23 protein-coding genes are annotated in these 25,183 nt (G+C 44.3%); 17 read left to right on the plus strand and 6 right to left on the minus strand.

From position 1 onward, the window contains the following. The first annotated feature begins 15 nt into the window (after nt 1–15). Nucleotides 16–609, plus strand: a complete 594-nt coding sequence (locus IGI73_RS03070) for a gamma carbonic anhydrase family protein (RefSeq protein ID WP_005231095.1) — start codon at nt 16–18, stop codon at nt 607–609. 62 nt (nt 610–671) lie between these two features. On the opposite strand, the gene clpP is transcribed toward IGI73_RS03070, so the two are convergent. After that, nucleotides 672–1,262, minus strand: a complete 591-nt coding sequence (clpP, locus tag IGI73_RS03075; RefSeq protein ID WP_005225161.1) for an ATP-dependent Clp endopeptidase proteolytic subunit ClpP — start codon at nt 1,260–1,262, stop codon at nt 672–674. Between the two features lie 175 nt (nt 1,263–1,437). Between clpP and IGI73_RS03080 the strand changes: the two genes are divergently transcribed. The 6 genes from IGI73_RS03080 to glnA all read left to right on the plus strand — a co-directional run bounded on the left by IGI73_RS03080 (nt 1,438) and on the right by glnA (nt 7,157). Continuing rightward, nucleotides 1,438–1,956 carry a hypothetical protein gene (locus IGI73_RS03080; protein WP_005231097.1) on the plus strand — a complete coding sequence of 173 codons (519 nt, stop codon included), beginning with the start codon at nt 1,438–1,440 and terminating at the stop codon, nt 1,954–1,956. 223 nt (nt 1,957–2,179) lie between these two features. Next, on the plus strand, nt 2,180–2,929 hold the full coding sequence (locus IGI73_RS03085; RefSeq protein ID WP_325816843.1) for a glycerophosphodiester phosphodiesterase: 750 nt from the start codon (nt 2,180–2,182) through the stop codon (nt 2,927–2,929). After that, entirely contained in the window at nt 2,926–3,843 is a 918-nt protein-coding gene (gene miaA / locus IGI73_RS03090) for a tRNA (adenosine(37)-N6)-dimethylallyltransferase MiaA (protein ID WP_438759070.1), read from the plus strand. Before IGI73_RS03085 ends, miaA begins: the two co-directional genes overlap by 4 nt. Next, nucleotides 3,840–5,084, plus strand: a complete 1,245-nt coding sequence (gene hflX, locus IGI73_RS03095) for a GTPase HflX (protein WP_438759071.1) — start codon at nt 3,840–3,842, stop codon at nt 5,082–5,084. Before miaA ends, hflX begins: the two co-directional genes overlap by 4 nt. 291 nt (nt 5,085–5,375) lie before the next feature. Continuing rightward, nucleotides 5,376–5,756 (plus strand): MerR family transcriptional regulator, encoded by a 381-nt coding sequence (locus IGI73_RS03100; RefSeq protein ID WP_005225166.1) that lies wholly within the window; start codon nt 5,376–5,378, stop codon nt 5,754–5,756. Between the two features lie 60 nt (nt 5,757–5,816). Continuing rightward, nucleotides 5,817–7,157 carry a type I glutamate--ammonia ligase gene (gene glnA, locus IGI73_RS03105; RefSeq protein ID WP_005225167.1) on the plus strand — a complete coding sequence of 447 codons (1,341 nt, stop codon included), beginning with the start codon at nt 5,817–5,819 and terminating at the stop codon, nt 7,155–7,157. Between the two features lie 316 nt (nt 7,158–7,473). Here glnA and IGI73_RS03110 read toward each other — a convergent pair whose 3' ends face one another. After that, a complete protein-coding gene (locus tag IGI73_RS03110; RefSeq protein WP_005225168.1) occupies nt 7,474–7,863 on the minus strand; it encodes a YxeA family protein in 390 nt (129 codons plus the stop codon). A gap of 234 nt (nt 7,864–8,097) precedes the next feature. Here IGI73_RS03110 and IGI73_RS03115 point away from each other — a divergent pair, with 234 nt between their 5' ends. The 3 genes from IGI73_RS03115 (at nt 8,098) to IGI73_RS03125 (ending at nt 10,499) form a co-directional block, all read left to right on the plus strand. After that, on the plus strand, nt 8,098–8,700 hold the full coding sequence (locus IGI73_RS03115) for a LysM peptidoglycan-binding domain-containing protein (RefSeq protein WP_074536355.1): 603 nt from the start codon (nt 8,098–8,100) through the stop codon (nt 8,698–8,700). Nucleotides 8,701–8,854: 154 nt separating this feature from the next. Then, nucleotides 8,855–9,556 (plus strand): glucosamine-6-phosphate deaminase, encoded by a 702-nt coding sequence (nagB, locus tag IGI73_RS03120; RefSeq protein WP_005225171.1) that lies wholly within the window; start codon nt 8,855–8,857, stop codon nt 9,554–9,556. Between the two features lie 232 nt (nt 9,557–9,788). After that, the gene (locus IGI73_RS03125) at nt 9,789–10,499 is read left to right on the plus strand and encodes an MgtC/SapB family protein (RefSeq protein ID WP_034858162.1); all 711 of its coding nucleotides are present in this window, start codon (nt 9,789–9,791) and stop codon (nt 10,497–10,499) included. A 79-nt stretch (nt 10,500–10,578) separates the two neighbouring features. On the opposite strand, the gene IGI73_RS03130 is transcribed toward IGI73_RS03125, so the two are convergent. The 3 genes from IGI73_RS03130 to IGI73_RS03140 all read right to left on the minus strand — a co-directional run bounded on the left by IGI73_RS03130 (nt 10,579) and on the right by IGI73_RS03140 (nt 14,115). Continuing rightward, nucleotides 10,579–11,751: a glycoside hydrolase family 5 protein gene (locus IGI73_RS03130; protein WP_074934473.1), complete on the minus strand. Its 1,173-nt coding sequence runs from the start codon at nt 11,749–11,751 to the stop codon at nt 10,579–10,581. Nucleotide 11,752: 1 nt separating this feature from the next. After that, entirely contained in the window at nt 11,753–12,961 is a 1,209-nt protein-coding gene (locus IGI73_RS03135) for an MFS transporter (protein WP_115231875.1), read from the minus strand. A 254-nt stretch (nt 12,962–13,215) separates the two neighbouring features. Then, nucleotides 13,216–14,115, minus strand: a complete 900-nt coding sequence (locus IGI73_RS03140; RefSeq protein WP_087626947.1) for a helix-turn-helix domain-containing protein — start codon at nt 14,113–14,115, stop codon at nt 13,216–13,218. Between the two features lie 199 nt (nt 14,116–14,314). Here IGI73_RS03140 and IGI73_RS03145 point away from each other — a divergent pair, with 199 nt between their 5' ends. Continuing rightward, complete coding sequence (locus IGI73_RS03145; protein ID WP_162985170.1) at nt 14,315–15,985, plus strand: family 43 glycosylhydrolase; 1,671 nt, start codon at nt 14,315–14,317, stop codon at nt 15,983–15,985. Nucleotides 15,986–16,117: 132 nt separating this feature from the next. Here IGI73_RS03145 and IGI73_RS03150 read toward each other — a convergent pair whose 3' ends face one another. Then, nucleotides 16,118–16,933 (minus strand): DUF92 domain-containing protein, encoded by an 816-nt coding sequence (locus IGI73_RS03150; RefSeq protein ID WP_438759072.1) that lies wholly within the window; start codon nt 16,931–16,933, stop codon nt 16,118–16,120. Between the two features lie 136 nt (nt 16,934–17,069). On the opposite strand from IGI73_RS03150, the gene IGI73_RS03155 reads away from it, so the two are divergent. The 6 genes from IGI73_RS03155 (at nt 17,070) to IGI73_RS03180 (ending at nt 25,149) form a co-directional block, all read left to right on the plus strand. Continuing rightward, complete coding sequence (locus tag IGI73_RS03155; protein WP_438759073.1) at nt 17,070–18,377, plus strand: FAD-dependent oxidoreductase; 1,308 nt, start codon at nt 17,070–17,072, stop codon at nt 18,375–18,377. Next, nucleotides 18,367–19,809, plus strand: a complete 1,443-nt coding sequence (locus IGI73_RS03160; RefSeq protein ID WP_438759074.1) for a helix-turn-helix domain-containing protein — start codon at nt 18,367–18,369, stop codon at nt 19,807–19,809. Before IGI73_RS03155 ends, IGI73_RS03160 begins: the two co-directional genes overlap by 11 nt. A 131-nt stretch (nt 19,810–19,940) precedes the next feature. Beyond that, nucleotides 19,941–21,461, plus strand: coding sequence for a glycerol kinase GlpK (glpK, locus tag IGI73_RS03165; protein ID WP_005225176.1), 1,521 nt, complete (start codon nt 19,941–19,943; stop codon nt 21,459–21,461). Nucleotides 21,462–21,464: 3 nt separating this feature from the next. Next, entirely contained in the window at nt 21,465–23,294 is a 1,830-nt protein-coding gene (gene glpO / locus IGI73_RS03170; RefSeq protein WP_438759075.1) for a type 1 glycerol-3-phosphate oxidase, read from the plus strand. Continuing rightward, on the plus strand, nt 23,287–24,003 hold the full coding sequence (locus tag IGI73_RS03175; RefSeq protein ID WP_005225178.1) for an MIP/aquaporin family protein: 717 nt from the start codon (nt 23,287–23,289) through the stop codon (nt 24,001–24,003). The genes glpO and IGI73_RS03175 overlap by 8 nt, the downstream gene beginning before the upstream one ends. Before the next feature lie 90 nt (nt 24,004–24,093). Beyond that, nucleotides 24,094–25,149: an alpha/beta hydrolase fold domain-containing protein gene (locus IGI73_RS03180; protein WP_438759076.1), complete on the plus strand. Its 1,056-nt coding sequence runs from the start codon at nt 24,094–24,096 to the stop codon at nt 25,147–25,149. The last annotated feature ends 34 nt before the right edge of the window (nt 25,150–25,183 follow it).

Raw genomic sequence — 25,183 nt, forward strand, 5'->3', positions numbered from 1 at the left:
AAGGGTGGTGCTATAGTGAAAAAAGAAAGCGCAGATCCGTTTATGGATTGGAAGGAGAAGTTGATGGACAAAGAACAATCAGGGAATGAAACCCACAAAACAGTTTCGCCAGCCTCGTTGCAAGGAACACCTTGTTTTGTGGCAAAAAATGCGACGATCGTAGGAAACGTGACTCTAGGAAAAGAGAGTACGGTCTGGTTTCAAGCAGTGATTCGAGGCGATGCCAATCGCATCGAAATCGGCGCGCGTACCAATATTCAAGATGGAACGATCATTCACGTTGATCACGATGCCCCGACGATCGTGGAAGACGATGTGACTGTTGGGCATCAGTGTATGCTTCATGGCTGTACCATCAAAAAAGGGGCGCTGATCGGCATGAGCTCGATTGTTTTGAATCATGCAGTGATCGGTGAAAATAGCTTGTTAGGTGCTGGTTCGTTAGTAACGGAAGGAACCGTCATTCCGCCCAATGTGTTGGCGTTTGGTCGTCCTGCACGAGTGATCCGCCCGTTGACAGAGGAAGAAATCGCCAAAAATCAGGCAAACATCACGCATTACGTGGAAAATGGGTATGCTTACCAACAGGGCGAATATGGTGAAGTCTGACGCCGAACCAAAAGACGCAAAAAGGTGTACGAATTGCTTCGTACACCTTTTTTTATGCAAGCTTATTTCAATTTGTTTGATTCCATGATCTCGTCGATCAAGCCGTAATCTTTGGCTTCTTGTGCGGTCATGAAGTTGTCACGATCGGTGTCGCGTTCAATCACTTCGATTGGTTGACCGGTACGTTCTGACAAGATTTTGTTCAGACGTTCGCGGGTTGCCAAAATGTGGCGGGCAGCAATTTCGATCTCAGTTGCTTGTCCTTGTGCGCCACCTAATGGTTGGTGGATCATGATCTCTGCATTTGGTAATGCAAAGCGTTTGCCTTTTTCACCAGCGGTCAATAAGAATGAACCCATAGAAGCAGCCATCCCCATAACGATGGTTTGGACATCGGCTTTGATAAAGTTCATGGTATCAAAGATCGCTAGACCAGCAGTAACGCTTCCGCCAGGCGAGTTGATGTACAAGTAGATGTCTTTTTCAGAATCTTGCGCGTCCAAGAATAAAAGCTGAGCAATGATCGAGTTTGCTAAGTCATCGGTTACTTGACCACTCAACATAATGATCCGGTCTTTTAATAGACGAGAATAGATGTCATACGCTCTTTCACCGCGAGATGATTGTTCAATGACTGTAGGAATTAAATTCATAGTGATAGTCCTCCTAAAAATCGTTATAGATATAGTTTAGCATAAAGTTTTCGCAATATCTAAGAGATAGTATACCGATTAGGTCAAGAAAGGTCAAATAAAAAGTTCGTTATCTTTTTTGCGAAACTTTCAAATATGATACAATATGAAAAAAGGAATGAGGAAGGATCGAAGAATGGCAGTAGCAATAGCAGGTTTGATCGGCGTCTTAGTGGGCGCATTGTTAGTAACCATCATTTTTAATTTACGCATTCGGTATGAGGAGCAAAAAGAAAAACAACGCCGTTTGTTGGAGCATAAAGTCAAAGAAATCGAAACGTTGGTTTTATTGAATCAAAAAATCAGTGAGATTCTACAAAAACGGGTCATGCTGATGGATGAGTATGTCAGCTTTGATGCCTTTGACGACTGTTATATCACCATCGATGATTTTGCCTATCTACAATCTTTTGCGGCGCAAAACAGTTTTTATCTACCGAATTTTTTCTTGGAAGAATTTTTCAAAAAAATCGGAACACGTCGGGTGATTTTATCGCCAGAGGAAACTGTTAAAATCGGTGGGTATACCTATAAAGGCGGTCGGATCATTATGGAAAATTTCCTTGATCAATTAGTCGAAATGGTCAATGAGCGTAAAACCCAAATGAAAAACATGACGAGCGAACCGTTGACCTATTTTTCAAAAACGATTTGATTCTACTGATCAGCCGTTTTCCTTGGTTAAGGCAACCAAACCAGAGTATCGACGGTTGCGCTTTTTTAACTGATCACACACACTCTTACTGCGATCATAGTAAGGGTGTTTTTCTTTGACCGAAACAAAGCGTTATTATTCATTAAGAGGATCGAAACAAACAGAGGCTTTTTGGTTCTAGGAGATTCCATGGTAAAATAAAGAGTGAGAATGGAGTGAAAGAATGATGGTACAAATCGTTGCCCACCGCGGGAGTAGCGGCAATCGACCTGAAAACACGCTACCAGCATTTGCGGAAGCGGTGCGGGTCAAAGCTGATATCATTGAGTTAGATGTACATCTATCAAAAGATGGCGGCTTGATCGTCATGCATGATGAAACGGTTGATCGAACGACCAACGGCAAAGGTCGGATCTGTGACCTGACGGTTGCTGAACTAAAAGAACTCAATGCTGGCAGCTGGTTTTCTGAGGAATTTCAAGCCGCCAAAATCCCCACGCTAAAAGAAGTGTTGGATTTACTTGCAGCGAAGAATTATCGTGGCATTTTGACGATCGAATTAAAAACCGATCATTATGAGTATGAAGGAATCGAAGCCAAAGTATCCGACTTATTGAATAGCCAAGAATGGCCCTTTACTCATTGGTATTGTTCCTTCAATATCGAGACCTTGGATCGGATGCATGCGATCGAACCGGATGCGACCCTTGATTTTATTATGGGACGCGGGGAAGACAAACCACCGTTGGCGCTCAGCCGACCGTATATCGAAGGAATTCATCCTGCCTATCGCTGGGTCCAAGAGACAGCAACGATCTTAACTGATTTTCCGATCGCGATCCGTCCGTGGACTGTCAACGAAGAAGCGGCGATTCGCACCTGCTTGGCTCTGGGTTTGACGGGGATCATCACCGATTTTCCAGAAAAAGCTCGGGCAATTGTGCAACAGGTTCGCGAGGAAACAAAAGGATGAAAAAAATCTTAGTAATCGTGGGACCGACCGCAGTTGGCAAAACCGCCTTGAGTATCCAGTTAGCCCAAAAATACCAAGGGGAGATCATCAGCGGGGATTCCATGCAAATTTACCGTCAGTTAGATATCGGTACCGCCAAAGTGACGAAGGAAGAAATGGCAGGGGTTCCTCATCATTTGATCGATATTCGTGCAATGACGGAAGCATACTCTGCCGCTGATTTCCAGCAAATGGGGCGTGAAGCCATCGAGACGATCCAGCAGCAAGGAAAGCTGCCGATCGTTGTAGGGGGAACAGGGTTATACATCCAAGCGCTTTTGTATGACTTTCGTTTAGGGGCAGAAGAAGGCGACCCAACGATTCGTCAGCGTTACGAACAAGAAGCAGTAGTCATCGGCAAAGAAGCTTTATGGCAAAAGCTGCAGGCGGTCGATCCCTTGGCAGCAGCGAAGATCCACTACAACAATGAGCGGAAAGTGATTCGTGCGTTGGAGGTTTTTGAAACGACTGGCGAAAGTATCGCTGCACCAAAAGAGACACCACAAGCTTTGTACGATTTCTTCATGATCGGGTTAACCACTGAGCGAGAAGTGTTATACCAGCGAATCAATCAGCGGGTGGACTTGATGATGGATCAAGGCTTGATCGAAGAAGCAAAAGCTGTTTTGCAGTATCCAGAAACGCAAGCCGCTAAGGGGATCGGCTACAAGGAATTTTTGCCCTATTTTCAAGGGCAGGCCACATTGGAGGAGACCATTGAGCAAATCAAGCAAAACTCACGCCGCTACGCCAAGCGGCAGCTGACGTGGTTCAATAACCGAGCACAGCCCCGATGGATTGATTTAGTGAGGCAACCTGAAGAACAACGTACCCTTGAAACAGAAATCGACCAATGGTTGGAGGAGAAAAGATGAGCCAAGAACGTGTGATTCTTGTCGGAGTAGAAACGGAGAAAAACTATCTTCATTTTGATTCGTCAATGAAAGAATTGAAAAGCTTAACAAAAACCGCCAATGGTGAAGTTGTTTTTTCACTGGTGCAAAAACGGCAGCAAGTCGATCGACAAACCGTGATCGGCAAGGGGAAAGTTGCGGAATTGCAGCAGTTGGTAGAAGCACATGAAGCAGATCTAGTGATCTTCAATCATGAACTGACACCAAGGCAAAGCCAGTTGATCGGTGATGCGCTAGAAGTGCCAGTGATTGATCGCGTTCAGCTGATCCTTGATATTTTTGCGATGCGTGCCCGTTCCAAAGAAGGAAAGCTGCAAGTAGAATTGGCGCAGCTGGATTATTTGCTTCCACGCTTGATAGGGCAAGGAAAGAACATGTCTCGGCTAGGGGGCGGAATCGGAACGAGAGGGCCAGGGGAAACCAAGCTGGAGACCGATCGTCGACACATCCGCAACCGCATTACCATCATCAAACGGGAATTGAAGGAAGTGGCAGCCCATCGAGACCGGACACGCCAAAAGCGCAAAGACAGCCAAGTCTTTCAAATGGGCTTGATTGGTTATACCAATGCTGGAAAATCAACTATTTTAAATATTTTGACCAGTGCGGACACGTATGAACAAGACCAGTTGTTTGCGACACTCGATCCCTTGACGAAACGCTGGCGGATGCCAGAAGGATTCGAAGTCACCATTACCGATACGGTTGGTTTTATCCAAGAATTGCCGACCCAATTGATCGATGCGTTTCATTCCACACTGGAGGAAAGTCAAAACATGGACTTCTTGCTGCATGTCGTCGATGCCAGTTCCGAAGAACGGGTCCAGCAAGAGGAGACGGTCTTAAAATTAATGGAGGAACTTTCTTTGACCCAATTACCGATGTTGACGGTCTACAATAAGGCGGATCGCATCGACGCCGATCAGTTTGTCCCAACGTTATTTCCCAATGTCTTGATCTCGGCAAAGAGTACCAAAGGCAAAGAGCGCTTGACTCAGGCGATCAAAATGGAATTGATGCAGATCATGCAGCCTTATCATCTGGTGCTGCAAGCCGATGAAGGCAATGCGCTGAATCGTTTAAAACGGGAGTCGCTAGTGTTGAGTAATGCCTTCGATGAAGCAACACAGACCTATCATATCAAAGGATTTGCGCTGGAGGATACCTATCCACTACGCAGAATGGCGCAAGAACAGGAATAAACAGAAAACGGTGCAGCCGATGCACCGTTTTTTTTGTGGTGACAAAATTATGGAAGTATAAGTGGTTTGACTTCCTTCAAGTGCAAAACCCGAACATTTTTGGCTAAGGCACGATTTCTTCCAGAAAAAGGACTGCTTGAACAGGCGATCAAATCAAGGACTCAGTGGAAAAATCAAAAAAATTTGCATTCATGTCACTTTTTCTAACATGAGGGGTTGACACGCAAAAAAAGAATTGGTATAGTTTCCATAAAGTTACGCAGCATCATTGAAACGGAGGGGAGCCAAGTTATGCGGGAAAAAGAATTGCGGCGCTCAATGTCAGTCTTTCCTATCGGAACAGTCATGAAATTGACCGATCTCACCGCCCGTCAAATTCGTTATTACGAAGAACAAGAATTGATCCACCCGGAACGCAGCGATGGCAATCGACGAATGTATTCGCTGAATGATATTGATACCTTGCTAGAGATCAAAGACTATCTTTCCGATGGACTGAACATGGCGGGAATCAAACGAGTTTATGAAATGAAAGTTGCCAAAGAAAAAGAAGCGAAGAACAAACCGCCGCTGACCGATGAAGATGTACGTCGAATTTTTTATGATGAACTCTTGGCTCAAGGTGGATTGAATCAACAACAGCCATACCAGCAAAAAGGTCCACGAATGTAGAGCAATTAGTAGATCGTTGCTGTGATATAAAAAAAGAATTGGGAAAAAGGAAGGGATACTATGCCAAAATTTGAAAGAACTGCCGAAGACATCAAACAAATCGTAAAGGATGAGAACGTGCGCTTTTTACGCTTGATGTTTACTGATATTTTAGGAACGAACAAGAACGTTGAAGTACCTGTAAGTCAATTAGATAAAGTACTGGAAAACAAAATGATGTTTGACGGTTCTTCTATTGAAGGATTTGTCCGTATTGAAGAAAGTGACATGTATCTGTATCCTGATTTGTCCACCTGGATGATCTTCCCTTGGGAAAGTGAACATGGCAAAGTGGCTCGTTTGATCTGTGATATCTACAATCCAGATGGCACCCCATTTGCAGGCGACCCTCGCGGCAACTTAAAACGGGCATTAGCTGACATGCAATCCCTTGGTTTTACTTCTTTCAATCTTGGACCAGAACCCGAATTTTTCCTATTCAAATTAGATGAAGCAGGCGAAATCACAACGGAATTAAACGACAAAGGCGGCTACTTCGATTTTGCCCCAACCGATCTAGGGGAAAACTGCCGTCGCGATATCGTATTAGAATTAGAAAGCCTTGGCTTTGAAGTTGAAGCGTCTCACCATGAGGTAGCACCAGGGCAACACGAAATCGACTTTAAATATGCGGATGCAGTGGAAGCATGTGACAACATCCAAACCTTCAAGCTTGTCGTGAAAACCATTGCTCGTAAACACGGCTTGCATGCGACCTTCATGCCAAAACCATTGTTCGGCATCAACGGTTCAGGCATGCACTGCAACATGTCCTTGTTCAAAGGTGATGAAAATGTCTTCTTTGATGAAGAAGGACCAATGCAATTAAGCCAAACAGCGTATCACTTCTTAGGCGGTTTGATCGAACACGCCCGTGCTTACACAGCTGTCTGCAACCCAACTGTCAACTCTTACAAACGCTTAGTGCCAGGTTACGAAGCGCCTGTATACGTGGCATGGTCAGGACGCAACCGTTCACCATTGATTCGGGTACCAGAATCAAGAGGCTTGTCAACGCGTTTGGAATTGCGTTCAGTTGACCCATCCGCTAACCCATACTTAGCAATGGCTGTTTTATTACAAGCAGGACTTGATGGCGTTAGACGTGAGTTGACACCACCACCAGCTGTCGACCGCAACATCTATATCATGAACGAAACAGAACGGGCAGAAGCACAAATCGAAGATCTGCCATCAACGATCCACAATGCCATCAAAGCATTGCGTAAAGACCAAGTGATGATCGATGCCTTAGGCAAACACATCTATGCCAACTTTGTCGAAGCAAAACGATTAGAATGGGCAGCCTTCCGCCAAACAGTCTCCGAGTGGGAAAGAGAACAATACTTGGAACTCTATTAAAATCGCAAAAAAAGCCGCTAGAGATAAACAATCTAGCGGTTTTTTTATGATGAAACCAGCGTTTATCCTACTGACTCTGGTTTTATTTATTTCCGATCGTCAATAGCTACTTGATCAAAATTTGAGAAAAAACCCATTGCGAACCTAGAGCGGTTCTGTCTATAAGAAGTGTAACTCTTGACCATTGGGAAAAATCAAAAAATACCAGTCGGGCGAGGACTGGTAAGAGGAAGAAAAATAGTTTTGGTATAAAGCTAGCATAGTCGGTCAAAGTAAAATGAACCTTAAAAAGTAGAAAGTTTCTTGTAAGAAGTCCTTATTCGTCAAAGGTTTCCAGCTCAGATAGTATTTTTGCGGGGACTTCTGATTGAGGGACTTCATTGGGACCAGAAATGATGCGGGTCTTACTGATTTCTGCTTTGACTAAAGTATTTGGAGCCAATGGTTTTACATTTTCGCCCGTCAGGTCATAGGTCATGAGTTCTTTTTCACCATTTTTCTTTACGAATTCAAAGGTGTATTTGTAGGTAAAAGAGCCATCGATTTTTTCACCAGAATCGCTGTAGGTCTGTGTCTTTTCAGGGACTTTGTTGGGTGTGATAGCATAAGCCGTGATGCCGCGATACGTTGTTGCATAGTACGTGTAGCCGAAATAGCCGGCTACGACAATAATCAAAACGCCAAGCGTTAATAGTAGTTTTTTCATGGGTGTCATTCCTTTCCATTACTAGCATCACTATAGCATGTGGCCACTAAAAGCACTCATCGAAAGGGATAACAATATTGTAAGTTTAGCATTTTTGAATAAAAATCCTGTAACTTTCTGTTTAACAATTGTGATAATGAAAAATATTTCTGAAACCTTCCTGCAATATTGTAATGTTATTCTCTTACTTGTGCCCGATAGCGGGACAAATAATCAAAAGAGAGGTTTTTTCATTTGAAAAAATTTGCATTTACAGTTGTTGCAGGATTTGGTTTATTCGTTGGTGGAACAGTTGTGTCAGCAGCAGAACAAACCCATGTTGTCGAACCAGGAGACACTCTATCTGGGATCGCTGCTACTTATCAAACAACGGTCGAAGACCTTTTAGCTTTAAATGATTCGATCGAAAATCCAAATATGATTTTTGATGGCGAAACATTGTTGGTTTCTAACGATGGCCAATCAGTAGAAAACAAAGAAACAAGTACGAAAGAAAGCACAGAAAAAAGTGAATCCACAGCGACTGCTAACGTGAGTCAAACTCGTTCAAGCGTTCCTGGTGCTGGTTCTGGTGTCTTGAATCCAGTGGATGGGATCAACTATTTCAATGGTGTGAGAGAATCGTACTACTCACAAAAAGTCTTGCCAGGAGGCGGATTGAATATCCCTGGTCGCCATGTAGCATCAGACGGAACCATCCGTGATGCCGATGGGTACATCGTTGTTGCCAGTGATAATCAACCGAAAGGATCGACTGGTCAATCATCTTTAGGTGCCTATAAAGTCTATGACACAGGTGTCGGTCATAGCGGTATTGATGTTTATACGAATTGGTAAACAAGTAGAATACGAGTAGAGACGAGCGCATTTTAGAGCTCGTCTTTTTTTTGATCGGCGAGAAAAAATCGTCATCTGGTCTAGACTAATTATTGTAATCAAACACAACCTGTGGTATTATTGGACTATACCAAATAGAAACGGAGCGCTGATCATGGAAATTATTCGCGTTAAAGATGCTGCTCAAGGCGGAAAGAAAGCTTTTGAATTGATTCAAGAAGGTATGGCAAATGGCGCCAAGGTGCTAGGCTTAGCAACAGGAAGCACGCCAGAAACCCTTTATGCAGAAATGACTGCCAGTGAAGTTGATTTTTCAGAAATGACTTCAGTCAACTTAGATGAATACGTAGGACTAGGCGGCGAAGACGAACAAAGCTATCGCTACTTCATGAATGCTCATTTATTCAATAAAAAACCATTCAAAGAAACCTTCGTACCAAACGGCAAAGCGGAAGACTTAGAAGCAGAATGCCAACGCTACGATAGCGTGATTGCGGATCACCCAGTTGATATCCAAATCTTGGGTATCGGTCAAAACGGACATATCGGCTTCAACGAACCTGGTGCATCTTTTGAAGGAACGACCTCAGTCGTTGATTTAACTGAATCGACCATCAATGCCAACAAACGCTACTTTGATAAAGTCGAAGACGTCCCAACGACGGCAATTTCAATGGGGATCGGTTCGATTATGCAAAGCAAAAAAATCATTTTGATGGCATTTGGCGAAGTCAAAGCGGATGCGATCCAAAAAATGATTGAAGGACCCGTAACCAACGAATTACCGGCTTCTGTTTTACAAAAGCATGATGACGTGATCGTGATCATCGATGAGGCTGCTGCCAGCAACCTGTAAAACAAAATCAGCCCTTTTCAGAAATAAGTCAGAAGGAAAAATGAGCCATCCTCGCAGCTTCCCCCTGCGCTTGTGCAGTAGCGCCAGCGCAGCTGCGAGCAATGGTTTGTAGCTTACTTGCTTATTTTCTGAGGGGGCTTTTTTTATTTGACTGATTCGGCGCTGTTTTTTTCTTTTTTTCATCAGAGATGCTATAGTTAAAAGAGAAAATACGAAGAAAAGAGGGATGCAAATGGTTGATATGCATTTATCCATTCCTGAAGTAGCGCTGAGATTGCTGCTGGCAATGATCATGGGAGGAGCGATTGGGTACGAGCGGCAATACAAAAGCCGACCAGCTGGTCTTAGAACCCATATCTTGGTTTGCATGGGGGCTTGTGTCATTGCCTTGATCCAAGTGGAGATCGCCACAGGTGCCATGCGAGATGCGCTGGATCATCCAGATTTAGCGGGCGTGATTCGTTCAGACGAAGCACGATTGATCGCCCAAGTCGTCAGCGGGGTCGGTTTTCTAGGCGCTGGAACGATCATTGTGACGAAGCGCTCAGTGACGGGGTTGACGACGGCTGCTTCCTTATGGGCGATCGCAGGTTTAGGAATTGCCATCGGGATGGGCTTTTACACCATCGCATTAAGCAGTTTTATCGGGATCTTCTTTGCATTGACGATCGTTAAGCGGATCGTCCGCGTACCGACAGCAAAAAAATTAGAGATCCAGTACATTCATCGCACCGAGACCAAAGAGTTTTTGACGGAGTACTTCCAAGAGAAAAATATCGTGATCGAAGATGTCAATTTTGATGTCAAATTTATGGAAGACTATCGCATTTATACCAACATTTATACGATTGATCTCCCCCGAGGGCTAGGCTTTTCTGAAGTGATCGAAGAATTGTCTGTCTACAAAAATGTCACGAAGATCCGCTTAGTGGATATTGCTTAAAAGCAACAAAAAAGCGAGATTGAAACGTAACGCAAACAGGTATCGTTTGCTTCGTTCCAATCTCGCTTTTTGTTGTGTTTTAGAAACGTGGATCGATCCAGTTTTTTGCCATAGCGCGACTAGCATCCCAGGAATCCCAGCCATACCAAGCAGGCTCATTGATCGTATCGATGGATAACTTATAGGTCCAGTACATATGTCCGGCTCCTTGGTTCCAAGCTGTGATTGAAGCACGCCACAAAGTTTGATAAACTTCTTCTAATTCACTTTTTGTCAAACTACGGTTACTGCTGAATTCTTCTTGTGTTGGATTGATGCCGCCTTTGGTATCTGTACCAACAGCATAGGAGTTGAACAAGGACCACTCTCCAACAAAAACCTCGACATATTGTGCAACCGTGGCGATCTCTTTGGCTAAGCCATCAATGAAAGACACGTAGGCTTCCAAGGATTGCTCTGTGCCAGCCATTTCTGCCATCATAACGTATTGGTGCGTATCTAGCATGACATTGTGAAAATCGTTTTGGGCGAAAAACTCTTTCCAAGCATGCAATTGGAAGCCGTCATGAAAGACGATCACTTTGTCATTGCTTAAATAGTTGCGCATTCTTCGATAGGCATCTTGATAAAAAGTTTTCAAAAAGTCTAAAGAGATTGGTGCGCTACCTTTTGCTAACGCAAGATCACGAGGTGGAAAACGATCCATGGGATTCATGCTGTGCCATACTTCACCATCTGTGATCGGTTCGTTTAATACTTCAATGCCCCACAATGCTTCGTGATCTGCATATCTTTGCGCCAAACGTTCCAAGACCGTTAATTCGAACGCCACTTCTTCGGGCATTTGTGCCCATCTGACTACACCCGAGAGACCACCATTGTCAAAACCATTTTGGCTGAAGGGTGCGGTATGAAGATCGATCAAGATTTTTAGGTCATAAGCCTTCGCCCAAGCGAAGGCTTTATCCAAATAGTCGATACAGCCAATAAAGGGGGCACGATCACCAAAAATAAAATAAGGGACAGGTATTCGAACGGTATTGAAGCCAGCTGCTGAAATGCGCAAGAAATCAGCTTCAGTGATGAATGTTTCACGATGAATCAACAACCGTGCTTGGTATTCAGCTTCTGGTAGATCATAGGCTAAATAATACTCGTCATCGGCAGGTGTTCCTTGAAAGAGACTAGGTGCCATCCATTTTTCTAATACAAGCCAACCGCCTAGGTTGACGCCTCTAAGTTTTTGTTCCATCTTATAGTTCCTCCTTACTAATAGGTGTGGTCGTTTTGTTGAAAGCGAGAAATAGAAAAATCAGAGCAATGATCGCCATGATTCCGGCAGCGATTCTGACTTGCATGACTGCCGTTGTCATGCCAAGTAGTTGACTGATAAAGTTTATGACATAGGGGGAGGAAAAAGCACCAAGATTACAAGCGACCATTGCCAAAGAAACAACTAAGTTATTGGCTTCTGGATCTACATCGCTAAGAATGACACTGTATACATAAGGAACTACAAGATTGGCAAGATAAACCACTAATAGACCAATGAAAAAGACGGTCATCGTAGGTGCTAAGGTTATCGTGAAAAAACCAACCATTGCGAAACTGATGACGACAACTGGCGTAAAGCGCTTTAATAATTTGGTGATTTGACCAAAAGCTAATGCGACCAAGCTGCTAAAAATACCGGCGATCGCTAATGCGGTGGAAAGAAATCCTTGATTCGTCAGCGCCAATTCTTGAATCAGTAATGCAGAAGAAGTAATGACGACCATCAAACTAATGAAGAATAAAAAGAGAGTCAAAATACCTAAAGTTACGCTTAATGGCAGCTTTCTTCTTTTTGTAGCGGTGGTTGATGGCTGCGTTGTTTTTACGGGCTTTTCATTGACGTTGCGGTAACCGAAAAGAAAAAGAAAGAGAATCGGTAAGATGACCAAGTACACTAAGAATGAAGCTTGCCACGAGATCGTTAACAGTAGGCCCGCAGCGAACGTCGCTAGGCTATTTCCTAAAGTCATCACGGCTGATTGAATACCTAATAAATTTTTTTGCTCGGCACCTGTAAAGTTGTCGCCGATCAAGGAGACGGTCATTGAGTTAAAGAGTCCCAGACCTGCGCCAAACAAAATACGGGCAAATAAAATCAAGCCAAAGTTCATTGTAAATGCCGGTAAGATGCCACCGACTAAAGCGATCATCAAGCCTAAACAGACCGTTCGCTTTTTGCCAAGTGCTTTGATAAACCATGAACTTAGCAGAATGAAAATCAAGATTGCCATTGATGGCAGTGTCAAAATAGATTGGACTTGTGCGGTGGTTCGGTCAGAAAAATCGTTCATAATAAAAGGTACGGCTGCTGCTACTGCACCAGCAGCTTGTACGACCAATGAAAGACTCAAAATTCCGATTTTTAACGGCAACCGACTTTTGATTGACATTGAATTTTCTGAAATCATACATATTCCCCTTAATGTAGTGCAAAGCAAGTGTGCTGAGAATACCCACTCATCTTGCTCTTTTGCAACTAACTGTTTTTATTCCTGCAAACGATTTCTTGGTATTAATCATAAAGAATGCAGACAGGACTTGAAATATCAAAAAAAAGGGGAAATTTACCATTTTTCATTTATTATGCGAAAAAAAAGCTTTTTTTGCATCCTCAGAGGAAGATGTAGCAGTCGCTTTTCTCGAATCATTATTTGTCGATTACTTATTTTGCTGCTTCTAACTGGAGCTTACGGTATTTATTCGGCGATATGTTTGCCCATTTTTTGAATTGTCTCGTAAAGTGGGCGGCATTTTGATAGCCAATGATCTCTGCGATTTCGGCGATGGTCAATTTGGGTTGATGGAGATAGAATTTTGCCTGGTTGAAACGTAATTGATCTAAGTACTGTTTTGGACTACTAGCATAAACTTTTTTGAAAACCGTCAGCATCGTACTATTACTAATGTTCAATGAATTGGCTGTATAACTCATGGAAAGCAAGGCTTTGTTTTCTTCCGTTGGGCTTTGTGTGTACGTACGAAAATTTTGTTGGATCGCTTCAGCGATCGCTTTTGCTAAAACAAGGGAAGTGTTATCTGTATGCGCTAACTGATTTTTTTCATCTTCGACATAGTCTAGTAAGGCACGCATCAGTTCTAACAGTAAGATCTCAATGGCGATTTTTTCTTTCATTCCAAAGTATCCGCTTGCCAAAAACGCAATGTATTGCTGAAGGATCGCAACGATCGCTTGGTAGGCGGGATTCGTCTTTTTTAGTAGTAAAGGACAATACATCAACAACTGTTGCTGAATCTCAGGATCATCAAGATCGAAATGCATACAAAAATACTCTAAACCTTCTGCTACGAGACAAGTATTTTCATGAGCGGTACCAGGTGGTATCAGGATCACATCATTTGCCACAAAATCAAACTGCCTGCCTTCAAAAATTGTTCGCTGCTCTCCATCAATGATCATCATGATCTCAAAAGCAAAGTGGGTCTCTTGTGGTGCACACCATCCTTGGGAAACACGTTGCTTGTGTCCACCAAAGGTTTTTAAATTGATATCGATATCGGGTAATTTGACCAGCTGTTCTAGCCATTTAGGTGTTGGGTTCATTCAGAACGACCTCCTTAAAAATGAAAAATGGTAAGTATTGGCTTTTTTTTGATATTCATTCTACCCTAAAAGTTTCGTAAGATAAATGTAGCAACCAAATAAAACGGTTTCAATTTATCGCCTTCGCCTGCAAACGATGATAAAAAAACTGTCGTTTGGTTGCAAAACGAATAAAAAGTTAAGAATAGGAAGGAAGCTTATGACAATCATCAAAAATCCAGTTATTCCTGGAATGGCGCCTGATCCCTCTATCATTTGTGTGGATGAGCGTTATTATATCGCAACTTCAACCTTCCATTGGACACCTGCGATTCAACTTTTCGAATCAAAGGATCTTGCGAATTGGCAACTTGTTGGCTATGCCTTGAACAATGAAGAAGTGAATTTACGTGGAACCAATACACCAGCTGGTATTTGGGCACCGCATTTATCTTATGATCCACAAACAAAACGATTTTGGCTGGCGTATTCACATATGGTCAACATGGCAGGACGTGAATTTAATGCTGATTCCTATGCCATTTGGGCGACTGACATCCGAGGACCATGGTCAGAACCGATTTATTTTACCTCAATTGGCTTTGATCCAGCGCTGTTTCATGACGAGGATGGGCGGCATTATTTAACGATTTTGGAATGGGAAACAAGAGAAGGTTATCAAGCGCCGGGACATATTGTTCTTGCAGAGATCGACTTGCCTTCAGGTAAATTACTGTCCCCTTGGCATCGCGTAACGCAAGGGTTCACCACCAGAGGGTGTGCGGAAGCACCCCAAATCTACAAGCATCAAGGGGCGTACTTTTTATTGCTGGCATCTGGAGGCACGGGCTATGCTCATGGTGTGGAAGTCGGTCGCGCAGAAACTATTTTTGGCCCTTATGAAGCGCATCCTTCAGGCGAACCGATCCTTACTTCTTCTCCAAGGCATCTGTTTTCTTTGGGGGACCCTGATGCTGGGCATTTTGAAATGGTCAATCCTCATTCAGTGATGCAAAAAGCAGGACATGGTTCGCTCGTCCATACCCATACTGATGAATGGTTCATGGCTCATTTAATGGCAAGACCCTTAGAGGGGCAGCTGTTGAATCCTCTTGGAAGAGAAGCTTCTATTCAAAGGATGCACTGGACCGAGGACAATTGGTTGGAAATGGAAGATGGAAGCAATTTGGCAAAAATGACTTTTAAAGGATTAGCTGGTGTTCCAATTGACAATGAACCAAACACTGATTTATTTGATTCATTTCAAGAGCCGCAGTATCTGTTAGAATTTATGACACCGTATCGCCAACAGCATCAGTCATGGGTCAGTACGCAAAAGCGGCAGGGGTTCTTACGGATCTATGGGGGCAATTCCTTGTTTTCACAGATGAATCCTGCCATCATGGCAACACGAGCAACCTCTTTCACCTATGAGGTGGAGACCTTGTTGGAGTTTCAACCGAACCATTATTCACAAACAGCAGGACTTGGGCTTTATTATGATTCAAACAATTGGTTATATGCTCATGTTACCTATTCAGAAGAAAAGCGATGTCCTTATTTGACTCTCTTACAAGCAAAATTAGGACAAAGGATCGAATATGTAAATACGCGCGTCGTCGTTCCCGAAGGAAATATTCAGCTGAAAATTGGATACGATCACGGGATCGCAAATGTCTACTATCGATTAGAGGAACAAGAGACTTGGCAAGTTTTGCTCCAAGATCTGTCAGTGGCTTACTTATCTGATGAAGGAGTCAATGGAATGCCTGGAGAAATAGGTGGCTTCACAGGATTGTTTAATTTTATTGGTGCCGTGGATGCACATCAACATCAATCCTATGCTGATTTTGCTTATTATAAAGTGACGAATCATTCGCCTGCATCTTAATCAGGCTCCTTATGGAGTGAGCACCCGTATCATTCTTTCACTAAACAAATAAAAACCTTCAAGAGAAACACAAACGTGTAGCTCTCGAAGGTTTTTTGTATGAAGGAACTGTCACCGCAGTGGATTGCCTGATTACTTGAAAAAATAGCCAGTTAGCAAGACCGATACAATAACAATCACTATTGAACTCAGCAAATTGACCCCTTCATTCGTTACAAAGGAAAGACCGCCGACTTGCTTGGTGGCAACGTCGTGGTGGACTTTTTTTTCGGTGTATTGGTGACAGACAGGACATTGATAGCGCACCTGAATCGTTGCGCCCAGTAAGCTGTCCAAAAGACTACCGCCAAAGCCTAAAGCAGTCAAGGTCAACCAGAGATCAAAGGAGAACGGCTTGCCGTTCAACCATAAGGCTGCTGCGAATAAACCAGTGATGGAGAGACTCCCTGCTAGGGAAGCGGCAGTTCCCAACCAACTGACACCACCGGAAAGTCCCGGTGGTAATTTTTTTCCCGTTAGTAAGTGACGCGGTGGACTTGGACTCAGCACGCCGATTTCTGAGCCCCAAGTGTCAGCCGTACAGCTAGCGATTCCCGCTACAAATCCCCAAAGGAATAGCGGTTCTTTCGTCCAAAAGGCAAGCAGTAGAGCAAAGATGCTTGGTGTGATGTTCGCAAAGACTTGTTTTGCATCACGGCGAGCACCTTTGGCAAGCACAGCTAACTCTGGCTGACTGCGCATTTTCTTTAAAAGACCAATGATGCCAGAGCTGGCAAAGAAAAAGCCAATCAAAAAGATGCTGTACCACGGACCAAAGCCAATGACCAGTGTGCCGCAAAGAATCGCAGCCAGTGCGCCAGAAACAGTCAGCCACTGAAAGACGAATGCTGCCGCTGCAACGAATGTACTGGCAAACAATCCCAGCATGAATTGATAAAAGAAAACCATTTGAACACTCCTTTGCGTATAGTGTAGCATAGGTCTCATTTATTTTACCGCAGTTAACAAAAAAATAGTCAGCCTGATAGCTTTTTACTCGTCAAATGAGAGCGTTTCATTTAAGCTAAGGGAGAGAGGTGATCCAATGAAAATCATTATCATAGGCGGGTCCTTTGGGGGTGTCAGCTGCGCCCGTGAAGCACGCCGATTATACCCTGACGCAGAGATTTTATTGATAGAAAAAAAAGCCCATCTTGGGTTTGTTCCAAGCGGTTTGTTATTGCTGATCGAAGGCAGGATCGCATCGCTGGAAGAAGCATTCTTTTGTACGAAGGAGCAGCTGGAGGCAGAAACGATCGACGTTGCCTTAGAAGAAACGCTTCTGGAGATTTTTCCTTCGGATCATCGGATTCGAACGGATAAGCGAGAACTAAGTTATGATCGACTCGTCTTGGCAGCAGGCTCCAGTCAAGATTCCACTGTTTTGCCACAACCAGAAGAAGCACTACTGACCTACAAGGAATATGAGGCAGCCAAGCATTTCTTGCAGCAATTGCCCCAAGCAGAGTCGATTACCATCGTAGGTGCTGGTCAAGCGGGGATGGAAGCGGCGAATACCTTGACTGCGATCGGAAAAAAAGTCAGTGTGATCGAATCAATGTCATATCCTTTATTCAAGTACTTTGATCACGATTTTTTGCAGCCCTTTTTAACGGAGATCGAAAAAATCCCCAACTTGCAGCTGCATTGGTCCAAGCCAACTTTGGCAGTCGTTAAAACGGAAACAGGCTTTCGGATCGAAACCGCCGATCAAGGCTATGAAAGCGATCTGGTATTGACGACAGTCAACGTTCATCCTCACTTGCCAGAGGCATTTGCGGTCTTTGAATTACACAGTGATCAAACCATCTGGACAGATGCCTACTTGGAAACTTCTGCCACGGATATTTTTGCGGTCGGCGATTTGATCCAAATTCCGAATGCTATTACGAAAGACACGGTCTATATGCCCTTAGTCAACAATGCTGTTCGCTCAGGAATCGCAGTAGCTCGCAATCTGGCAAGCAAAACCACCCCGTTTCGTGGCGGATTGCGGACAGTCGGTACGAAACTGTTTGGGTGGTACTTAGCAAGCACCGGCTTGACCGAGTCGGATCGGTTTTTCTTCGAATCTCCGATCGTCTGTCATGCGTTTACTGCCGCCAGTTCCTTGTTTGATCCAACACAGGTTCATGGAAAAGTGATGATCGAACAAGCCAGCGGCCGAATCGTTGGTGCGCAGCTTTTATCAAAAGCCAATATTTTGGAAAAAATCAATTTACTAGCGTTTGCGATCGAGCAGCAGGCAACGATGGAGGAGTTGACCCAAAAAGACTTTTTCTTCCATCCACGGTTTACTAATGTAATCGACGAAACTTTTCTATGGTCGGGAAGTGATGCCGATGAGACTTGATCAGTTATTAGAAAAAAAAGAAGCAAAGCAATTGCAGCTGCTCAAAAAGCTTTTACTGGTGGGCGGAAAAATGGAGCTGCAAGAGCTGGCGAGCTATCTTGGCATCAGTAAGCCTTCCTTGGAAAAATATGTGGAGGAGTTGCAAGATGAGCTGGCTCACTACCAAGAGCAGTGTCAGTTGTATTATCGAAAAGGTGTCCTGGTTTTTGAAATGAGTCCCACTTTTTCCCTTAATCAAATCGAATGGGCGTTTTATCGTTCAGCATTGAAATTTCAAATCCTCGAGCATCTTTTGCAGCATCAAGAGGTGACCACTGTCCAGCTGGCACAAAAATTAGCGGTCAGCGAGTCATCCTTGTTTCGCAAAATCAAAGAGCTAAATGGCTTGCTAGCAGAATTCGAGTTAGAGATCTGGCAAGGAAAGCTGATTGGGGAAGAAACGCAAATTCGTTATTTCTATTTTGAACTCTTTTGGTATGTCCATTCTTTCGACAGTCAGCCGCTGCCGATCGATGAAAAATACGTCGGTCTGATCACACGAGGTCTGAACATGACCTTCACGAAAGAAGCCCAACAGCGCTTGTCCCTATGGCTGAGGATCATGAAGGCGCGACTGAAAATTGCTACTCAATCCTTTCAAGTCTTACGGGAGAAAATGGTACCCTACACGAAAGATCCTTTGTTTCAGCAATTACGGGAGTTGGTATTTCGTGGGTTTGGCCATTATGCATTAGAAGTCAGAGAAGAGGAGGCGATGCTGCACTTTGTCTTTTTACTGTCGTTCTCGGTGTTATCCGAACACGATCTGCAAGTGTATATGCTGCAGCGTTCTCGGTTTACGCCAACTGCCTTGACGGATACCTTGATTTTGGAACATATTTTGCATCTCTACCGCCCATCGTTTGTTCCCCGTGAAATCGAAGCCACTTGTTATGGTCACCTGCTGCAGATCCACAGCCGCGTGTATTTTTTCAAAGGGGATGTGGAGGTTTTTGATCGAGAAAATATTTGGCAGTTAGAAGCGCAGCTATCCAGTCGTAACATCCAGCAAATCAGTCACGAACTATTGGATAAGGCTTTAGCAGAGCTTGATATCAAGCCATCTGATAAAAATAGTTTGTTGATGATGACGATGGTCAAATACTTGAGTGTGATCACGATCATCGATTATCAAATCAATCGGGAGTTTCGCGTCGGGATCGCTTTGAAAATGGATGAACTGTTTAAAGAAGCCCTCTACTACATGTGGCTGCTGTATCTCAAAAATTTGAATGGCGTAGTCGTAGAACGCTATCGCCCAGAACAAGAATATGACTTGATCTTGGCAAATTATGCTATCGAGACGAAAACACCGACTTATCGAATCAGTGAACTAGGTACCGCTTATGATCGGGAAACGATCAAAAAAATGATCCGCGAACGCTTTCAATAGTGGATTTCGTCAATTTCTTAGAAATTCGAAAAAAAATTGACGAACCACATAGCGAAAGTTCAGCTAAAATAAAAGCAAGTCAGAAAGCGCTAACAAGAAAAGCGTATAAAAAACTAAAGGGAGCGAATCAAATGGCAGAAAAAAATTATGTAATGGCGATCGACCAAGGAACCACTAGTTCAAGAGCAATTATTTTTGATCGTAACGGGAAAAAAATCGGCAGTTCACAAAAAGAGTTTCCGCAATACTTTCCAAAATCGGGTTGGGTAGAACACAACGCCAATGAAATTTGGAACTCTGTCCAATCAGTCATCGCAGGGGCATTTATTGAATCAGGTATCCGACCAGAAGCAATCGCCGGCATCGGGATCACCAACCAGCGTGAAACGACAGTGGTTTGGGACAAAACGACAGGCCAGCCGATCGCAAATGCAATCGTTTGGCAATCCCGCCAATCTTCACCGATCGCTGACCAATTAAAAGCAGATGGCCATACAGAGATGATCCATGAAAAAACTGGGTTAGTCATTGATGCGTATTTCTCAGCGACCAAGGTGCGCTGGCTTTTAGACAATATCGAAGGGGCACAAGAAAAGGCGGATAATGGCGAGCTACTTTTCGGAACGATCGATTCATGGCTTGTGTGGAAACTGACAGATGGGCAAGTCCATGTCACCGATTACTCCAATGCTAGTCGGACGATGCTTTACAACATTCATAAATTAGAGTGGGATCAAGAAATCTTGGATCTTTTGAACATTCCAAGCTCGATGCTGCCAGAAGTCAAAAGCAACTCAGAAGTCTATGGTCACACCCGCAGCTACCATTTTTACGGCAGTGAAGTACCAATCGCTGGAATGGCTGGGGACCAACAAGCCGCCCTCTTTGGACAAATGGCCTTTGAAAAAGGCATGATCAAAAATACTTACGGCACTGGGGCATTTATCGTCATGAATACGGGAGAAGAACCACAATTGTCTGACAATGACCTACTGACGACCATCGGGTATGGCATCAACGGCAAAGTCTATTATGCCTTAGAAGGAAGTATCTTCGTTGCTGGATCAGCGATCCAATGGCTGCGGGACGGTCTACGAATGATCGAGTCTTCTCCGCAATCAGAAGAGATAGCTGCCAAAGCAAAAGGCGATAATGAAGTGTATGTGGTGCCTGCCTTTACTGGATTGGGTGCACCTTATTGGGATTCAGATGCAAGAGGAGCCGTCTTTGGCTTGACTCGTGGGACGACGAAGGAAGATTTTGTTCGGGCAACATTGCAAGCTGTTGCGTATCAATCAAAAGATGTCATCGACACGATGAAAAAAGATTCTGGCATCGATATCCCATTGCTGAAAGTCGATGGCGGTGCAGCCAAAAACGATCTATTGATGCAGTTCCAAGCGGACATTTTAGACATTGACGTGCAACGAGCTGCGAATCTGGAAACAACCGCATTAGGTGCAGCTTACTTGGCAGGGCTAGCGGTTGGCTTCTGGAAAGACTTGGATGAATTGAAATCAATGGCAGAAGAAGGGCAAATGTTTACACCAGAAATGCCAGCAGAAGAAAGAGACAATTTGTACGAAGGCTGGAAACAAGCGGTGGCAGCTACTCAGACCTTCAAATTCAAAGCGAAGAAAGAAGGCGAGTAAGCCATGACCTTTTCACATAAAGATCGGAAGCAAACCATTCAAGAAGCGGCAAAGACCACCTATGATGTATTGATCATCGGTGGTGGGATCACTGGCGCGGGGGTTGCTGTTCAAACCGCAGCCGCTGGGATGAAGACGGTGCTTTTGGAAATGCAGGATTTTGCCGAAGGAACGTCTTCGCGGTCCACCAAACTCGTTCATGGCGGTATTCGCTATTTGAAAACCTTTGACGTGGAAGTGGTCGCTGACACCGTGCGGGAGCGCGCGATCGTGCAGCAAATTGCTCCGCATATCCCGAAACCAGATCCAATGCTTTTGCCAATCTATGATGAACCAGGGGCAACCTTCTCCTTGTTTTCTGTCAAAGTGGCGATGGATCTTTATGATCGCTTAGCGAATGTGACAGGTAGTAAATACGAAAATTATCTGCTGACGAAAGAAGAGGTCTTAGAACGCGAACCTCAGCTGCAGGCGGAAAACTTAGTCGGTGGCGGTGTCTATCTTGATTTTCGCAACAACGATGCCCGCTTGGTGATCGAAAACATCAAACGAGCACAAGCCGATGGGGCAGCAATGATCAGTAAAGCCAAAGTCGTCGGCATCTTACATGATGAACAAGGCATCATCAATGGGGTAGAAGTGGAGGATCAACTGACAAACGAGCGCTTTGAGGTTCACGCCAAAGTCGTGATCAACACGACAGGCCCTTGGTCAGACATCGTTCGTCAATTAGACAAGAATGATGAGTTGCCGCCACAAATGCGTCCGACGAAAGGTGTCCATTTAGTGGTCGATCGGGAAAAACTAAAAGTGCCGCAACCAACCTATTTTGATACTGGGAAAAATGATGGTCGGATGGTTTTCGTGGTACCAAGAGAAAATAAGACCTATTTTGGCACAACCGATACGGATTATACAGGCGATTTCGCCCATCCAACGGTCACGCAAGAAGATGTTGATTATCTACTGACCATCGTGAATGAACGCTTCCCTCACGCTCAGATCACCCTTGATGATATCGAAGCGAGCTGGGCAGGATTGCGTCCGTTGATTGTGAATAATGGCGGGTCTGATTACAATGGCGGCGGTAAAGGCAAACTATCGGATGAAAGCTTTGAGCAGATCGTTGAAAGCGTCAAAGAGTATCTTGAAGATGAGCGGCAGCGACCAGTCGTAGAAAAAGCCGTAAAACAAGCACAAGAACGAGTAGAAGCCAGCAAAGTGGATCCATCGCAAGTTTCTCGCGGCAGCAGTTTGGAACGCTCAAAAGACGGACTATTGACGTTGGCAGGGGGAAAAATCACCGATTATCGCTTGATGGCGGAAGGAGCAGTCAAACGGATCAATGAATTGCTCCAAGAAAGCGGTACATCCTTCGAGTTGGTGGATTCAACCACGTACCCAGTTTCTGGTGGTGAGCTTGATGCAGCCAATGTAGAGGAAGACTTAGCGAAGCTGGCTGACCAAGCGCAAGCCGCTGGATTCGATGAAGCAGCTGCGACGTATTTGGCTCATCTTTATGGGTCGAATCTTCCCCAAGTGTTGAACTACAAGACGAAGTTTGAGGGCTTAGATGAAAAAGAAAGTACGGCCTTGAACTATTCCTTGCATGAAGAAATGGTTCTGACGCCTGTCGATTATCTATTGCGTCGGACCAACCATATCCTATTTATGCGAGACACCTTAGATGAAGTCAAAGCCGGTGTCGTTGCAGCTATGACCGACTTCTTTGGCTGGAGCGAGGAAGAAAAAGCAGCCCAGGTAGCAGAATTGAACCAAGTGATCGCAGAATCAGATTTAACAGCCTTAAAAGGAGGAAAAAAAGATGAATGAAACAACCCAGATCTTTAGTGAATTTCTAGGAACGGCTATTTTGGTTTTGTTAGGGGATGGTGTGTGTGCGGCTGTCAATCTGAAAAAGAGTAAAGCAGAAGCCTCTGGCTGGATCGTGATCGCAATGGGCTGGGCGACAGCGGTAACGATTGCCGTTTACGTTTCAGGGTACATGGGACCTGCTCACTTGAATCCAGCCGTTACATTAGGCATGGCGATGACGGGGAATTTTTCTTGGAGCTTGGCTGTACCGTTTATGCTGGCACAAATTGCTGGTGCGATCGTAGGGGCGATCCTCGTTTGGCTCAACTACTTGCCATTATGGGATGAAACAAAAGACCAAGGCGCGATTTTAGGTACCTTTGCAACAGGGCCTGCAGTTCGTAATTTAGTATCGAATACCATCACTGAAGTGATTGGTACCTTTGTCTTAGTCTTTGGCTTATTGGCTTTTGGTGCCAATACCTTTACGGATGGATTAAATCCCATCGTCGTTGGGATCTTGATCTTAGCGATCGGGCTGTCGCTTGGTGGACCAACAGGCTATGCCATCAATCCGGCACGGGACTTAGGACCACGGATCGCTCACCAAATCTTGCCAATCAAAAACAAAGGGACTTCCGATTGGGGCTATGCGTTAGTACCAATCATCGGTCCAATGATCGGGGCAGCGATCGCTGCTGGTTTGTTTATGATGTTGCCATTATAAACGATGTTATTTTAAGGATGATGCCTATTGGTATCATCCTTTTTTAATCTTTAGCGATTGTCATTGAATTTGCTAAAAAAACATGGTTAAATGAAAAAGCTGAAACAGAAAGAAGGAAGGAGCTTTTACTTGAAAAAAATTCTGCGCTTTTTCATGTGGGTGGCGATTGTCCTGATCGGACTCTTAGCTGCCGTTTTTCTGGCTTTTCAACTCTCCCCACGACCGGGGGCTTTTTTGATCGGTCATCTGTTTAACCAAGAAGTGACCATCAAGGATGAGGCAGCTTATCAAAAAAGTTTGCCGAATGTGACGGTCAAACAGGACTTGACGTATCAATCGGATTATCAACGTAGTACCTTTGATCTATATTATCCCAAAGAGGCACAAGGCCCTGTTCCAGTCATTTTTTGGGTCCATGGGGGCGGCTATGTCGGCGGAGACAAAGAAGGGGTCAAAGAGTTTGCGACCTATGTCGTCGATGAAACCAAAGCCGCTGTGATTTCGATCAATTATGAATGGGCACCAAGTCTGCATTATCCTGGACAGGTCAAACAAGTAGCCCAAGCGGTAGACTCGATCAAAGCAGATGCCCAAGCATACCCCATGCTGGATTTCGATCAACTCTTCTTTGGCGGGGATTCTGCAGGAGCCCAAATCGCTGGGCAATATGTGGCGCTGCAAACCAATCCAGCGTATGCGAAGGAAATGTCCTTTGATCAAGACATTCCTGCATCGGCCCTGAAAGGGTTTATTTCCTATTGCGGACCGCTTGATTTGAAGCAGATCGCCGGGACTTCTTCAGATGATCGCTTTATGAAATTCTTTGTCAAAACGGTGGCTTGGTCGTTATTAGGAAAAAAAGAATGGCAAGATAGTCCCCAACTGCAGGAGATCTCACTGGTGGATAAATTGACGGCTGATTTTCCACCAACGTATATCACGGATGGCAATGCCTATTCCTTTGAAGACCAAGGCATTGCCTTTGCCAACCAGCTGCAAGCTCTTGATATTCCCGTGACGAGTCGCTTTTACAAAGAGGATTCGGAAACGGTGACCCACGAATACCAATTTGATTATAGCTTGCCCCAAGCGCAGGCCTGTTTGACAGAAACGTTGACCTTTATCAAAGACCAGTTGGCTCACTAAAAAACACCTTGTTTCTCACCCTCAATTGGCGAGA

Origin of the sequence: Enterococcus sp. DIV0755f, from assembly GCF_051713725.1 — a bacterium.
Lineage (GTDB): Bacteria > Bacillota > Bacilli > Lactobacillales > Enterococcaceae > Enterococcus_D > Enterococcus_D casseliflavus.

Bases quoted from the DNA above. Each gene is read 5' to 3' on its own strand.
- IGI73_RS03155 (WP_438759073.1), top strand. From the start codon at position 17,070: ATGAAAATCATTATCATAGGCGGGTCCTTTGGGGGTGTCAGCTGCGCC.
- glpK (WP_005225176.1), top strand. From the start codon at position 19,941: ATGGCAGAAAAAAATTATGTAATGGCGATCGACCAAGGAACCACTAGT.
- IGI73_RS03140 (WP_087626947.1), bottom strand. From the start codon at position 14,115: ATGAACCCAACACCTAAATGGCTAGAACAGCTGGTCAAATTACCCGAT.
- glnA (WP_005225167.1), top strand. From the start codon at position 5,817: ATGCCAAAATTTGAAAGAACTGCCGAAGACATCAAACAAATCGTAAAG.
- IGI73_RS03150 (WP_438759072.1), bottom strand. From the start codon at position 16,933: ATGGTTTTCTTTTATCAATTCATGCTGGGATTGTTTGCCAGTACATTC.
- IGI73_RS03125 (WP_034858162.1), top strand. From the start codon at position 9,789: ATGGTTGATATGCATTTATCCATTCCTGAAGTAGCGCTGAGATTGCTG.
- IGI73_RS03135 (WP_115231875.1), bottom strand. From the start codon at position 12,961: ATGATTTCAGAAAATTCAATGTCAATCAAAAGTCGGTTGCCGTTAAAA.
- nagB (WP_005225171.1), top strand. From the start codon at position 8,855: ATGGAAATTATTCGCGTTAAAGATGCTGCTCAAGGCGGAAAGAAAGCT.
- glpO (WP_438759075.1), top strand. From the start codon at position 21,465: ATGACCTTTTCACATAAAGATCGGAAGCAAACCATTCAAGAAGCGGCA.
- IGI73_RS03110 (WP_005225168.1), bottom strand. From the start codon at position 7,863: ATGAAAAAACTACTATTAACGCTTGGCGTTTTGATTATTGTCGTAGCC.
- IGI73_RS03145 (WP_162985170.1), top strand. From the start codon at position 14,315: ATGACAATCATCAAAAATCCAGTTATTCCTGGAATGGCGCCTGATCCC.
- IGI73_RS03080 (WP_005231097.1), top strand. From the start codon at position 1,438: ATGGCAGTAGCAATAGCAGGTTTGATCGGCGTCTTAGTGGGCGCATTG.
- clpP (WP_005225161.1), bottom strand. From the start codon at position 1,262: ATGAATTTAATTCCTACAGTCATTGAACAATCATCTCGCGGTGAAAGA.
- IGI73_RS03160 (WP_438759074.1), top strand. From the start codon at position 18,367: ATGAGACTTGATCAGTTATTAGAAAAAAAAGAAGCAAAGCAATTGCAG.
- IGI73_RS03100 (WP_005225166.1), top strand. From the start codon at position 5,376: ATGCGGGAAAAAGAATTGCGGCGCTCAATGTCAGTCTTTCCTATCGGA.
- hflX (WP_438759071.1), top strand. From the start codon at position 3,840: ATGAGCCAAGAACGTGTGATTCTTGTCGGAGTAGAAACGGAGAAAAAC.
- IGI73_RS03130 (WP_074934473.1), bottom strand. From the start codon at position 11,751: ATGGAACAAAAACTTAGAGGCGTCAACCTAGGCGGTTGGCTTGTATTA.
- IGI73_RS03180 (WP_438759076.1), top strand. From the start codon at position 24,094: ATGAAAAAGCTGAAACAGAAAGAAGGAAGGAGCTTTTACTTGAAAAAA.
- IGI73_RS03175 (WP_005225178.1), top strand. From the start codon at position 23,287: ATGAATGAAACAACCCAGATCTTTAGTGAATTTCTAGGAACGGCTATT.
- IGI73_RS03085 (WP_325816843.1), top strand. From the start codon at position 2,180: ATGATGGTACAAATCGTTGCCCACCGCGGGAGTAGCGGCAATCGACCT.
- miaA (WP_438759070.1), top strand. From the start codon at position 2,926: ATGAAAAAAATCTTAGTAATCGTGGGACCGACCGCAGTTGGCAAAACC.